Below are 14,178 nucleotides of genomic sequence, written 5' to 3' on the forward strand. Positions count from 1 at the left end.
AGCTGAAAATTTTATGAGTTTGCGTTCAATCGCAGCAATTATTGTAACAGTAGCGTTTTTTGCATTCCAGATGTATATCGCGCTTATTAAGCAATTTGCACCTATGTTACAAAGTCCGGTACACTTAATTTTTGCGCTGACTCTGGTATTTATTTATTTTCCGGCTGACAATTATTATCGCAAGAAAGTCAAGAAAGCAGCTGAAGACATCGGAGAGCTTCCAGACCCCGTTATATTAAATAAATATTCTTGGGTCAACTGGATAGACATTTTTGCATTTGCCGGAATAGCTTATTTAGTGTGGTACATTTTGACTCAATTTACGCGCTTAAATGAATTTGTTATCGGCGTTGAAGAAGTCCTCCCGATGGATCACGCAGCTATGATAATCACGATTTTATTATTGCTCGTTGCTGTATATAGAACTCTCGGCGGGATTCTTGCGGGATTTATTACAGTTTTCATAATTTACGCGTGGACATCGCCCTATATGCCCGGAATCTTGCACACAAATTTAAAGCCTTTCGATCAATTTATAGAAGAGTTCACGTCAGGAATGACAATGACAGAGAGCGGCGTTTTCGGTACTCCATTATTGACGAGCGCAAATACTTTATTTTATTTTATCGTGTTCGGCGCGTTTTTCTCGACAATCGGAGGCGGACAACTTTTAATCGATATGGGCATGAAATTATCAAATAAATCATCAGGAGGCCCGGCAAAAGCTGCTGTATTATCTTCCGGATTGATGGGCATGATTTCAGGCTCGGCAGTCGCAAATGTCGCTACTACAGGCGTTATGACAATTCCAATGATGAAGAAAATAGGTTATGAACCTGAAGAGGCCGGAGCAGTCGAGGCAGTAGCTTCAACAGGCGGACAAATTATGCCCCCTATTATGGGAGTCGGAGCTTTCATAATGGCTGAAATGTTAGGCGTAAATTATATGTCGATTGCGGCGAGTGCGATAATTCCTGCGGTTGCGTATTATTTTGCTGTATTTGTTCTCGTTGACAAGTTAGCGGCCAAGAGAGCAGCAAATCTTGATACGACTGCAGACGCTTCAATCAGAGTAGACAGACCGATTTTGACGAGATTATATTTATTGATTCCTGCGATATTATTAGTTGTCTGGATTATTCGAGGTTATTCACTTATGCGGGCCGGTATGGTCGGAATTTTCTCGTGTCTTGCGTGCGACGTGATTAATTATTTCGTGAACAAACCTGATTTCTTAGATCTCAAAAAATTATGGGGATGCTGCGTTGATGGAGCTAAACAGGCCGCGGCGATTGCGATTCCTACAGCAGCGTGCGGAATTATTATAAATGTCGTTACTCAGCAGACTTCATTAGCTACAAATTTATCGACTTTGATTCGTTCGCTTGGGACTAGTTATTTATTCTTGGCTCTTGTTATTGCGATGATTGGCTGCATGATTTTAGGAATGGCGTTACCGACTGTTGCGGCGTATTTGGTCGGAGTAATTTTATTTGTGCCGTGTATTCAGCCGATTTTGTTGCAGACAGGGCTTCCGCGTGCGACTGCTGATTTATGCGCGAATATGTTTGTGTTCTATTATGGGATAATGGCGCAGATAACTCCGCCGGTTTGTGTGGCCTCGTACACTGCCGCAGGTATTGCCGGAGCTGATGCAATGAAAACAGGCTTGAAGGGCTTTACGTTCGCTATGGTCGGATTCTTAGTCCCGTTTGTGTTCGTGTATAATCCTCCGTTATTGCTTAAAGGTGAGTGGAGCGAAATAATTATTGCAGTGATTCAGCTTGCGTTAGGAACATATTTCTTGGCCGTAATGGTCGCGGGATATTTCAAGACTCATTTAAACACGATTGAGAGAATTTTATTATTTGCTGCTGCTTTGAGCTTGATTGCTCCTGAAATTATAAGCTCTATAGTCGGTGCAGTGTTGGGAATTGCGATTTTATTCATCAATGCACGTAATGCGAAGAAATAACGTCCGATAAACTCTTTCCCGGCAGTCTTTACGGGTGGGGAGGGGGTACGGGGGAACGGGTTTTTAGGGGTTCCCCCGCATACAGGAAAAAATTTTTTATCGACAATGAGGCGACACAGCAAGATAATTTAATTTCTCGGACTCTTAACAGCGTAAAAATAAGGACGGGGAAAGGCTCGGCAAAAACGCGAGAAAACGGGTTTGGGGTTGTCTCGCATATAGAACAAAATTTTTTATTTATACAATTAATGACGCGCAATCTGCCCCGGTTGCAAAAAAGGTTTTAGCTTTTGACTTTATCTAGCATTCAATAGCAAGAAAATTTATCGTGCAAATATCGTTCGTTCTGCCCACCCACCCACCCGAATTGAAGGGGTAGCGCGAATAGGCAAAAATTTTTAGGAGGTGCACAATTTGAATCAACATCACAAAGTAATAATCGCCGGGAGTGGTCTGGCGGCACTCGCAACAGCTGCTAGACTTCATGAACTCGGAGTCAATGACATCGCAATTTACGCAAACGGACTCGGCGGTACTCCATACATTGCAGCAATAAATTTCGTCCTGCCCGGTAATCCATACGGCGACACTCCGGAACTTTACGCGCAGGACATGTTAAAGGCCGGTTACAACATCGGCAACAAACAATTAGTCAACGAAATGGCCGCAAATACTTTCAAGGGCTATGAGCTTTTATGCAGATGGGGCGTAACATTTGCTCACAATGAAGACGGCTCTATAAAATTGCGTCATGTGTCGGGACATACTTATCCGCGTTCACTTTGTCAGACTACAAATTTAATCGGCGTTGAGATCGAAAAAATTATGCTCCCCAAATTAGCAGAGGCCGGAATCGAATTTCATAATCATTCACAAGTCGTTAATCTGCTGACAAATAAAATTTCCGGAAAAATCGAGGGCTTCACAGTAATTGAGAACAACGGAGAGCCTTATAACGTTTATGCGCCTGTAGTCGTAGCATCATGGGGCGGAGTCGGGAATCTTTTAGGCACGTCAACATATCCCGATGATGTCAAGGGTAATACTTTAGGAATGGCAAAACAGGCCGGAGCAAAACTCGTTGACATTGAATTTATCGAATTTGAGCCAATGGTCATGATGTCTCCTCCCGGTGCTGTAGGTGAACCATGTCCGACTGCAATGTTAGGTGAAGGCGGTTATTTGCTTAACTCTGACGGAGAAAGATTTTTACTTGAGGTACGTCCTCAGGGTGAAGCAGGCGCGCCGAAATCTTTAATCAATCACGAAATTTGGAAGCAGGTCGCAAAAGGCAAAGGCAACCCTCACGGCGGAATCTGGGTAGACTTGCGCCATATCGATATAAACATTTTGAAGGCTTATCCGTGGTTCTATAATAGGTTGATTCAAAGCGGGTGCGATCCAAAGAATGAATTATTAGAAGTCGGGCCCATGCCGCACAGTTTTTCAGGAGGAATCAGAATCGACAGCAATTACGAGTCAGACGTTAAAGGACTCTATGCTATCGGCGAGGCTTGCGGAGGGATTCACGGCGCTTGCAGGTGTGCGGGCAATGCAGCGAGTCAGGCGACACTATCCGGACTCTTATGCGCTGAAGGTATCATGAAAACCGGCGAATTTGATAGAGAGATTCAAGACTCACCCGTCATATATAACCGCGATGACTCAGTGCGTGAAAAATATCTTGCTGAATTGCAGAAAATTGCGGGTCATTCTTTGGGCGTTTACAGGAACGGAGCAGACCTCGAAAAAACTTTATCCGCTACAAATGATATAATGAACTCACCCGAAGCAAAACGCGATGATTTAACAATGCAGACAGCCCTAGCAATTAATTTAATCGCAGCAGCAGCATTGAACCGCAAAGAAAGCCGCGGGACTCATAACAGGACAGATTACCCGGATTCAAGCCCTGATTACGAGAAAGAATTTATATTTTAGGAGTGTGAAATAATGAGCAGGAAATTTTTTGCAGCAATTATTTTCGCGCTAGTGTTAGGAATTTTCGCGGGGGCAGCATTTGCCGATGACAGTTATTTTGTCCGCGAGGAAGCAGCTCGCAGAAACATGCATTTAATCAGCGTCGAACAGGCTAAATCAATTGCAGAAGGCAGATTAAATTCACGCAATGTAATCTTCAAAGATGTAGATCTCGACAATGAAGCCGACGATTACCCCAACGGAACAAATTTCAGGCCGGTTTATCAGATTGAGTGCTTGTCTGGCGGTCAAGAATATGATATTGACATTGACGCGGTAACAGGTCAGGTGCTTAAATTCAAGCTCGACGATTAATAATTTATGAAAAATTTTGCCCTCTCTGAGTCATTCAGGGAGGGTTTATTTATGTGCAGATTAAAATCTTTGTCTTCTTGCGCGTTCGGCCTCTGCTGCTTTGTCCTCTGGAAGATACCAGCCCGGTGAAGTTATTTCTATTCCGCACGATTCACCCGGAGCAAATACTACTCTATGAGGAGTCTGAATCTTCACTAATTGTTCACCTACTGAGACTAAATACTCTGTCTTATCAGTGAGAAATATTCTTTTCTCGATTCGAGTCATGAAGCCTGAATCTTTGCTTAATTTTATAGCGTTCGGCCTCGTTGCTATGACCATTTCACTATTTGCACTGTTGGGAATCGCAATATTAATCGCCTGCGAATAATCATTTTTCGGGAAGACTCGACCGTCTTTGATCTCGACATTTATAAACGTTGACTCACCTAAAAAATTATGCACAAATCTCGAATTAGGCTGCTTATATAAATTTTCGGGCGTATCTATCTGCATGATTTTCCCCATATCGCACACCATCATTCTGTCAGAAATTGCCATTGCTTCGGACTGGTCATGAGTTACGAATATAATCGTGAATCCAAATTGGCGCTGTAACTCTTTTATCTCAAATCTCATTGTCTCGCGTAATTTCGGGTCGAGATTCGATAAAGGCTCGTCAAGCAACATTACTTTTGGATTCGTAACTATTGCGCGTGCTAGAGCAATTCTCTGCTGCTGGCCTCCGGATAATTCTGACGGATATAATTTTTCGAGTCCGTCAAGTGAACAATGCTTTAACGCCTCTTTGACTCTTGCTGCAATCTCCTTTTTTGCGACCTTGCGAATCTTTAACGGGAACGCAACATTATCAAATATGTTCATGTGAGGCCATACCGCAAACGCCTGAAATACCATTCCTAAATCGCGCTCTTCAGGAGGAATATATAAATTTTTCGCCTTACTCGACACTAAACGCCCGCATAATTCAATTTCGCCCTCTGATAAATCTTCAAAGCCTGCAATCATTCGCAAAGTCGTAGTCTTCCCGCACCCTGAAGGCCCTAAAAATGAGAAGCACTCGCCTTCTTTTATTTCGAGGTTGAAATCATCAACAGCCGTAACAGTTCCCATTGTGCGTGTAGTAAATTTTTTCGTTACATGCCGTAAAACTACTTGATTCATTATTTACGCTCCCTTCCTGATAAAGTGCTTCATGTTTTTATTGCAGCAAGAACAACAGCGGACAAGAGAATCACACATAAAAATATTTATATGCCGTGAAATAATTTGCTCACTCATTGTTTATGCTCCCTTCCTGTCCTTAGTTATCCATGTTACTATCGCATTGCAGATAATTATTATCACGATTGCAACAGAAGCTAACGCAGCAGCCTGAGGAATCATCCCTGCATCACGTAACGCGAAAATTTGCACTCCTAATGTGCGGCTATAAGGTCCGTAAAGCAAAATCGAAGTCGTAAGCTCTCTCATCGCAGGCAAAAATATCAGGAAAAATCCCGACACCATAGCAGGCTTTATTAATGGAAGAGTTATATCACGCAATGACTCAGTGTGTGTCGCACCGCAAGCCCTCGAAGCCTCCTCAAGTGATGAATTAACTTGCAATAATGACGCACTCGCACTCTTCATCGAGAATGATAAATATCTCGCCATATAAGCAACTAAAATTATCCAAATCGTATTATATAGCGTTATGTTCATGATTGAGCCTGACCACGATAAAATTACTCCGATTGCTAAAACTGTGCCGGGAATCGAATAAGGCAGAATCGAGAGAATCTCTAATATACTTTTTCCGCGCGGTTTTATGCGGTTTATTACATATGCAATCATTACGCCCAAGAACATACACACTAAACCAGCTGTTACTGACAGGAAAAGCGAATTTTTTATCGAGTCAAGGGTCGCGGGAGATGCAAAAACTTTCTCGTAATTGCTGAATGAAAAATTTTTCCACGTCAACGGCAGCCCGTAAGCCTTCACAAGCGCTACTAAGAAAATCATCACAAGCGGCACTACAACAATTATTAATAGAGTCAAGCACGCAAGAAATAACAACGGATATTTTGCACCGCGCAATTTTATTAGAGTCGGCCTCATTGATTTACCCTTTATGATGTCATAGCTTCCGGAGCTCAAAACTTTTTTCTGAATCACTAACGCAATAGCAACAACTGCAACAAGCAATATCGATAACGCCGTACCCTGTCTGATTCCTTCAAAGCTGCCCCCTGACCTGTTAATTAATGCGTAAATCATTGTAGGTAACGTAAAAATATTTTTCGAGAATCCTAATATTGACGGGACTCCAAAATGTGCGAGCGACGAAATTAGAATCAACAAAGCTCCCGCCGATATTGCAGGTTTCACAAGAGGAAGTGTAATTTTCCAAATGACTTGTGATTGACGAGCACCGGCGATTCTTGCTGACTCTTCTAATGTCGGATCCATTCTTTCGAGCGCGCTTACTACCTGCATGAACACAAACGGGAAATAATACGAGCATTCTACAAAAATTATCCCGCCCAAACTATTTATATTCACGGGAGCAGTACGCAAATGAAAAGTTGACATCAGCCAGCGATTTATATAACCTGCACGCCCCGAAAAAAGCAAGTCCCACGCCATTGCACCGAAAAAAGGCGGAAACATATACGGAATCGTAAATAATGCGCGCATAAAACCTTTTGCGGGAATATCACTCCGGCCAAGCAGCCAAGCATAAAATAATCCCATAATCGTCCCGAAAATCGTAACTGCTACAGCAATTATTATCGTGTTGCCCATAGCTTTCAAATTTTCACGGTCAAATATTACGCTCGTAAAAAGAGTCAAATCAAATTTTCCCTCATAGAAGAACGCATTATATATAATCATGAAAATCGGAATCACAACTATAACGAACAACAGCGCAAAACTTAAAGCCGTCATAATGCCGTCAAGTCCGAGTCTCTTGCCTTCCATTGCTGCAAGATCATTTTTTTGCTTGAACATTTTTTATGCCTCCTTTGCCGGATAGAAAACGGGATTCAAAAATTTTAGTCCAACGTCTGAACCTTCTGCGATTAGTCCTGCTCCATCATCAAATGTGCTGCGGCGGACTCTTACTTCTTGGCCGTCAAAGTCAATGAACATATTATATTCACTGCCGAGAAATACAGAACGTTTGACTCTGCCTCTTATAGTTGAGCTGTCATCAAATATAATGTCATTAGGTCTGACTCCCATATCAACGAATGAATCAAAATTTTGCGGGATTGACTCATCAAATTTTAAAGCCTCATTATCATGGAAGCACCACGAATTATTTTTTTTCGCGAGCCTGAAGAAATTTGACACGCCGATAAACTCAAACACGAATCTATTTGCAGGACGTAATATAATATCTTCGTCAGTGCCTATTTGCGATAATGACCCGTCAGCGTTCATGATTGCCATTTTGTCGCATAATTGCAGTGAAGCCTCTTGATCGTGAGTGATATATAAAATTGTTGTGCCGATATTTTTCTGAATCTGGCGAATCTCAATTAACATTTCTTCACGTAATTTAGCGTCAAGATTTGTTATAGGCTCGTCCATTACAATAACTTCATCGGAGCTGACTAATGCTCTTGCGATTGCGACTCTTTGCTGCTGTCCTCCTGATAATTGACTCGGCAAATAAGGCGCATAATCACTCATTCTTACTTGTTCGAGGGCGTAACGTGCTTTGCGTTCAATTTCTGAGCGTTCGAGTCTCTGTTTCTTGAGCGGGTAAGCTACATTTTCTAAAACTGTCATGTGAGGCCACACGGCGTAATCTTGAAAGACGACTCCGACTCCCCGGCGTTCAGGGGGAATATTGATTCTTTTTTCGCGCGAAAAAACACATCTGTCGCCGATATAAATTTCTCCTGTTGAGGGCTTATTGAGTCCCAGCAGGCACCGCATTAAAGTTGTCTTCCCGCACCCTGAGGGCCCTAGCAGACACATTATTTGCGAGTCTTCTACGTCGAGTGAAAAATTTTCGAGAATTGTTTTATCGCCGTAAGCAAATGAAATATTGATAAATTTTATTCCTGCCATTATAAATTTCTGCCTCCTTATAGTGTGATTTAGTCATGAAAAGATTATAGCGTAATAAATTTTTTGTGCGTGTGATATAATTTTTTCTGCAAGAATCCCCAAATTTTTTATTCACACCATCACGCGAAAGAAAAATATTTTACAACTACATTTGCAACTACAAGAATCATAATTCACGAAAGATTTTGCAAGGCTTTACGGAGAAAAAATTTTTTGTATGCGATTAAAACACGTTTAAATATTTGCGCAAAAAAAAACAGGGGCACGACTTCACCCCTGCGATTATGAAAATTTTTATTTCTTGAAGATATTGTCAAACGTTGCGAGAATCTTATTAGAATTTGCCGCTAATGCTTCTAAATCTACGGCCATTGCAGATTTTGCGATCGCTTCAACGTCCACACCCTTTTGATCAACGTCATTACGCACCGACAATAAATTATTTGCTACAAGAATTTCTTGGCCTTCTTTGGACAGAATGAAATCATATAATAATTTTCCGTTCTCATTGTTGGGGCTGCCCTTAACGAGTCCGATCGGTGAGAAAATCGAAATTAAATCCTTCTTCAAATATGTAAATCCAATCGGTGAACCCTGAGCCATTAAATTATGTGATACGTAATCGAGCATAATTCCGACCTGATATGCACTTGCTGCGACTTGATTATGAGTTGCTGTTGTGCCTGACTCGAGTTCGCAACCGTTAGCGCGTAATTTTTTGAAATATTCTTCGCCGTAAGCAGGATTTGCGAGCAATGCAGCTACAAAATATTTTGTTGTTCCTGCGCTTGAAGGATCTGTCATGACGATTTGTCCTGCCCATTTGGAATCTAATAAATCATTCCATGACTGCGGAGCGTCTTCCGGCTGAACGAGTGCAGAGTTATAACCGATTCCCATATTCATCATTCTTGCGCCTGTGTAATAGCCGTCTGGGTCGATAAATTTTGCGTCGATTGCTGCTGCTTCGGGAGAAGAATATTTTTGCAGGATTCCTTCTTTCTTGAACGAGAGATAGTCTGCGGGATCTCCTACCCAAATAACGTCAGCTGCGACTTGGCCGGCCTGATGTTCGGTAGCAATTTTTGTGATGACTCGTCCTGTGCCTGCAAAATAATAATCCATGACGATTCCGGGATATTTTGCCTCAAAACCTTTTTTGATCGCGACAAGTTGATCTTCCTGCATTGATGAATAGAGCATGACTTTTCCGGATGGGGCAGAAAATGCAGCACTCACCGCGAAGAGAACGAGCAATAACGATAAAATAATGCGTTTCATGAAAAATTACCTGCCTTTACAAATTAGAATTATTGATGTTAATTTTACAATAAGTATGCTAAATTATAATAAATTCTTATATTCAGGAGGTTGTAAAATGTCAAATCGGTCTGACAGTAAAGCAGCTATTTATTTGCTGTTGTTCACTTTTCTTGCATCGTTCGTAATGGTAAGTTCTTCACCGTTGATAAATTTGGCGGGTATTGACAGCGGAGTATTTGTTACAGCTGGCCGGGGAGTCGCTAGCGGCAAAATCATGTACAAGGAACTCTTTGATCATAAAGCCTTATATTTATATTTCATTAACGCTCTGGGTGCATTAATCAGCATGAAATCTCTAATAGGTATCTGGTTACTTGAAGTGTTATTCATGTTCGTAAATGCTATTATTGCGCGAAAAATTTATCAGCAATTCTACCCTGATGGAAAAGGGGACTTACTCGCGGCGGAGCTTGTAGTCTTGCTAGCTCTGAATCCTGAGACATTGCAAGGCGGTAATCTCACGGAAAATTATACTCTCCCATTTCAATTTTTATCGATTTATTTGCTCGTAAAATATCTCAAGTCCGGAGAAGTCAAGCACAGTCCGTTAATAATGTTTGTACACGGCTTAAATGTAGCTTGTTCTATGAATATGCGTCCGAATCACGTTTTAATGTGGGGTCCGATTGCGTTATTAATACTTGCAAGACTCATTTATCACAAGGAATACAAGAATATCCTGCAAAATTTATTATCAGGACTCGCGGGAGTTTTTGTCGGGTGTCTGCCTGCGATATATTATGCTGTTGCTAATGACGCTGTATATGATGTCTTATTCGGAACGTTCTTATATAATTTTCTCTATATCGGAGTCAACCCGCACGGATTTGTATATAACTTTTTCTTGTCGATATTTGTATGTCCGCATGTATTATTAGTTATGATTCCCCTGTTAATTTCGTGCTTTATAGTTTACTTCAGGAAAAATATTTATAACAGGCTGTATTACTTCTTTATATTATTCGGTGCGTGCTGTATGGTTAGTGTTTCAGGCTACAGAATGGGACATTATTATGAATATCTAGTCCCGTTTGCGCTCCCGATAGTATTCGAGATTGCTAATTTTATTACAGCAAAAAATTTCACGGGAAAATTTCAGACAGCTATGATAGCATTAATAATAATTTATACCGGATTGACGTACATGACCCTTCATGACATGTTCCCCGGACATAAATCAAACAGGGTCAAGACAAGAGAAAGCCACGCAGCAATCTTCGCGGCAAACAGAAAATATTACGGCGATGATGTGTCAAATGAAAAAGTTATTAGTATTAGCGGCGGCAGTTATATTGCTATAGGTGTTATCCCTCACCAAAAATATTATTATACCCCGGCAAATCCGTATGAAGCTTTCCCAGATGCAGTAGACGCGCAGGCAAAATCAATTTTAAGCGGCGAAAATGATGTAATATTCTGGGGAAAATATACAGAGAGTATCTTTGCTCCAACCGGAAAATTAGACGAAATTAAAAATGTTTTAGCGACTTCATATGATATTATTCTAGAAGGATCACAAATTTACGGAAAGAAGAAATAAAAACTTGTATAATTACTTGATTGTCGGTTCTGGTCTGTTTGGCTCTGTGTTCGCTCATGAGGCGTTAAAGCATTCTAAATCGGTGCTTGTCGTCGAAAAACGTCCTCACGCGGGCGGCAATGTCTATACAGAAAATATTGACGGGATTCACGTGCATTCATACGGTGCGCACATCTTTCACACGAACAATAAACGGGTCTGGGACTATGTGAATAATTTTGCAGCTTTCAATAGATACACTCATTCAGTACTCGCAAATTACAACGGTGAAATTTATTCTTTGCCGTTCAACATGTACACGTTTAATAAAATCTGGGGAGTCAACACACCCGATCAGGCTAGAGCCAAAATCGAGTCCCAGCGTACAAATATAACTAATCCGCAAAATCTCGAAGAACAAGCAATAAACCTCGTCGGCCCTGACATTTACGAAAAATTAATCAAAGGCTACACACAAAAGCAATGGGGACGGCCTTGTAACGAACTCCCGGCATTTATAATTAAGCGTCTTCCGGTGAGATTCATTTACGACAACAATTATTTTAACGCGCTCTATCAGGGAATCCCCATAAACGGCTACACGGAAATAATTAATAATTTGCTAGAAGGCTGCGAAATAATATTAAATTGCGATTACTGCCAACACAAAGCAAGATTTAATTCACTCGCAGAAAAAATTATTTTCACCGGCCCGATAGACTCATATTTTGATTATAAACTCGGTGCGCTAGAGTACAGGACTTCAAGATTTGAGCAGGAAATATTAACGCATACAAATAATTTTCAGGGGCATAGCGTCATAAATTACACTGACAGCAACACCCCTTACACGCGCATAATCGAACACAAACATTTTTATCCGGGCTTAGAGACAAACTCAACAGTCATAACCCGCGAATTTAGCACAGAATGGAAGCCCGGCGACGAACCTTATTATCCCGTTAATGACGAGAAAAATAACGCGCTCTACAAATCATATTGCGGACTTGCACGCGAACAAGCAAATAATATTATATTCGGAGGCAGACTAGGCGAATACAAATATTATGACATGGATCAAATAGTGTTAAAGGCTCTCGAACTCGCTGACAAAGAACTATAAAAATTTATCAGCAAGTTTTATTGCAAGCTCGACAACCAAATCAGAGTTATAATGCTGATGTTCACCCCAGCGGCCAAGACCGTAAAAATTTTTTCTCCTGCACCAGCTTAATAACTCGCTCATTATTTCGGGCTTGCGCAAGGTGTTGAGGGGATAAGCATATTTATTTACGTATAAAACTTTTTCGCCGGGCGTTAATCTTGCTGCATTAGTCTCCGTCCAATAGCCTTTACTCCCAAGCAAGACGTTATGACGCACAAAAATTCTGTGATAATTAATATTTCTATCCGGACAATAAATCCATTGTGCTGAAGTATTTAATTTTTCCGGAAAATAATTTATCGCGATTGAACTATGCTTTAATTCGTTAATAGACTCGCGCAAAGTGTCCGGCATTCCGTCAAGCTCGCGAAATTCTTTATACGGGATCGTGTTAATTATTATATCGGCCTGAAAATTTCCGCCCTCAAGAGTCTTTATTACGCGCGAATCAAAATTTATCGAGTAAACATGCTGATTATACAAAATTTTATCATTAAGAGCTTTGGCCATTCTCCGCCATAATTCCCCGTAACCGTATTTGACCGGATAAAAATATTCTGCGTGGCCGGGCTGCTTTGCGTAGGCTTTCTTATCGAGACAGGATCTTAACGTGTCTTCAAAGCTGACATCAGGCAATTTTTCAAGCCAATAAGTGCCCAAATTATCAAGCTCATCACCAAACATTTTTTCATTGTAAGGGAGCATATATTCACGCGCAATTTCTTCGCCGAGCTTCCATGTAATCCAATCACAAAATTTTTCGGGCTTAGTTTTCCCAGTAACACAACCGGCTTTAGCGATCGAACACAAAAAATTTACTTGACTCTCAATATCTAGCTGCCAAATATTAGCCTCGAACGGGTGAGATATATTTTTTCCGTGAAAATTTATTATTGTGTCGCGAATAAAATAATTCCATTCTGAACGCGGCATAAACGAGAACAAAAATTTTACTACTTCCGGCCGTCTGACATCCAAAATATGACCTCCGCCAATATCAAGCTCTGAGCCGTCAACGTTAATAGACCTGCACAAGCCGCCTGCTTCGTTATTTGCCTCAAGGAGCAAAAAATTTTTCTCGCCGTTGTGTGTTAATCTATGAGCAAAGGCAAGCCCCGCAGGACCTGCACCGAGAATTAAAAATTTATACATGATTATTTGCCTTCTGTGTCTTGAACATATTGCGCGACGAGATAATCATAACGGCCAAGATTTATATCTATTATTGCTTGAATGCGTTCGCGGGAAAATAAATCGCCCCTCGTTATGAGTCTTATTACGTCATAATATTTATGCAAGCTGGGATTTACTATTTTGTTGCTGTTAGTCTGGAGTGATTCTCGATAGCCTTCAGGGATTATGCGGTGAATGTGGCCTATAAGCCATTTGTTTCCGGTTACGCGTTCTGAAGGAATGTGCGATAAAAGCGGGTCGCCGAGTCCGTAAGAGTCAGTTAAATATATGTCAGAGTTCTCAAATACTGTAATTCCTCCTGCAAACTCGAGAACATCACCAAAATATTTTTTCTGTCTAAGATTTTCTACTGTATCATTTGCGCCCCAAGAATTATGAATTAATGACTCACGGCCTGCAAAATATCTTAAAGCATTCCCAACAAGACTGGTTGTGCGAAAATATACATCGCGTTCATCACCGCCCGCACTAAAAAATGTATGAAGCCTTGATTGAGTCCCTAGGTAGTGTCGTCAAATAAGAATTTGAAGCCAGAGAATCAGGCAGGCTATCTGTACCGATGCCATATATGAGGAGGCCTTTTTAGCATATCTGGTTGCTATTCCTCGCCACCGCTTCAATTTCAAAAATGTATTCTCA

At 41.1% G+C, this 14,178-nt stretch carries 12 protein-coding genes; 5 read left to right on the forward strand and 7 right to left on the reverse strand.

Annotated features, from left to right (window positions below):
* The first annotated feature begins 13 nt into the window (after window positions 1-13).
* From IJT21_02790 to IJT21_02800, 3 genes are all read left to right on the forward strand, one after another.
* Entirely contained in the window at window positions 14-1,975 is a 1,962-nt protein-coding gene (locus IJT21_02790) for a TRAP transporter fused permease subunit (protein MBQ7577175.1), read from the forward strand.
* Window positions 1,976-2,410: 435 nt separating this feature from the next.
* Window positions 2,411-3,916, forward strand: a complete 1,506-nt coding sequence (locus IJT21_02795) for an FAD-binding protein (GenBank protein MBQ7577176.1) — start codon at window positions 2,411-2,413, stop codon at window positions 3,914-3,916.
* Window positions 3,917-3,928: 12 nt separating this feature from the next.
* Window positions 3,929-4,270: a PepSY domain-containing protein gene (locus IJT21_02800; protein ID MBQ7577177.1), complete on the forward strand. Its 342-nt coding sequence runs from the start codon at window positions 3,929-3,931 to the stop codon at window positions 4,268-4,270.
* Between the two features lie 60 nt (window positions 4,271-4,330).
* Here the strand turns inward: IJT21_02800 and IJT21_02805 are convergent, their stop codons facing one another.
* The 4 genes from IJT21_02805 to IJT21_02820 form a co-directional block, all read right to left on the reverse strand.
* The gene (locus IJT21_02805) at window positions 4,331-5,434 is read right to left on the reverse strand and encodes an ABC transporter ATP-binding protein (GenBank protein ID MBQ7577178.1); all 1,104 of its coding nucleotides are present in this window, start codon (window positions 5,432-5,434) and stop codon (window positions 4,331-4,333) included.
* A gap of 120 nt (window positions 5,435-5,554) precedes the next feature.
* Window positions 5,555-7,267 carry an iron ABC transporter permease gene (locus tag IJT21_02810; GenBank protein ID MBQ7577179.1) on the reverse strand — a complete coding sequence of 571 codons (1,713 nt, stop codon included), beginning with the start codon at window positions 7,265-7,267 and terminating at the stop codon, window positions 5,555-5,557.
* A 3-nt stretch (window positions 7,268-7,270) separates the two neighbouring features.
* Window positions 7,271-8,338: an ABC transporter ATP-binding protein gene (locus tag IJT21_02815; protein ID MBQ7577180.1), complete on the reverse strand. Its 1,068-nt coding sequence runs from the start codon at window positions 8,336-8,338 to the stop codon at window positions 7,271-7,273.
* A 294-nt stretch (window positions 8,339-8,632) separates the two neighbouring features.
* Window positions 8,633-9,619, reverse strand: a complete 987-nt coding sequence (locus tag IJT21_02820; GenBank protein MBQ7577181.1) for an ABC transporter substrate-binding protein — start codon at window positions 9,617-9,619, stop codon at window positions 8,633-8,635.
* Window positions 9,620-9,716: 97 nt separating this feature from the next.
* On the opposite strand from IJT21_02820, the gene IJT21_02825 reads away from it, so the two are divergent.
* Window positions 9,717-11,201, forward strand: a complete 1,485-nt coding sequence (locus IJT21_02825) for a hypothetical protein (protein MBQ7577182.1) — start codon at window positions 9,717-9,719, stop codon at window positions 11,199-11,201.
* A gap of 4 nt (window positions 11,202-11,205) precedes the next feature.
* Window positions 11,206-12,303, forward strand: coding sequence for a UDP-galactopyranose mutase (glf, locus tag IJT21_02830; GenBank protein MBQ7577183.1), 1,098 nt, complete (start codon window positions 11,206-11,208; stop codon window positions 12,301-12,303).
* On the opposite strand, the gene IJT21_02835 is transcribed toward glf, so the two are convergent.
* The 3 genes from IJT21_02835 to IJT21_02845 form a co-directional block, all read right to left on the reverse strand.
* On the reverse strand, window positions 12,298-13,497 hold the full coding sequence (locus tag IJT21_02835) for an FAD-dependent oxidoreductase (protein MBQ7577184.1): 1,200 nt from the start codon (window positions 13,495-13,497) through the stop codon (window positions 12,298-12,300). The genes glf and IJT21_02835 overlap by 6 nt on opposite strands.
* A 2-nt stretch (window positions 13,498-13,499) precedes the next feature.
* On the reverse strand, window positions 13,500-13,643 hold the full coding sequence (locus tag IJT21_02840) for a hypothetical protein (GenBank protein ID MBQ7577185.1): 144 nt from the start codon (window positions 13,641-13,643) through the stop codon (window positions 13,500-13,502).
* A gap of 408 nt (window positions 13,644-14,051) precedes the next feature.
* A partial coding sequence (locus tag IJT21_02845; protein ID MBQ7577186.1) for a transposase occupies window positions 14,052-14,178 on the reverse strand: 127 nt, incomplete at its 5' end.

The organism is Synergistaceae bacterium, from assembly GCA_017443945.1.
Taxonomy (GTDB): Bacteria; Synergistota; Synergistia; order Synergistales; family Aminobacteriaceae; genus JAFUXM01.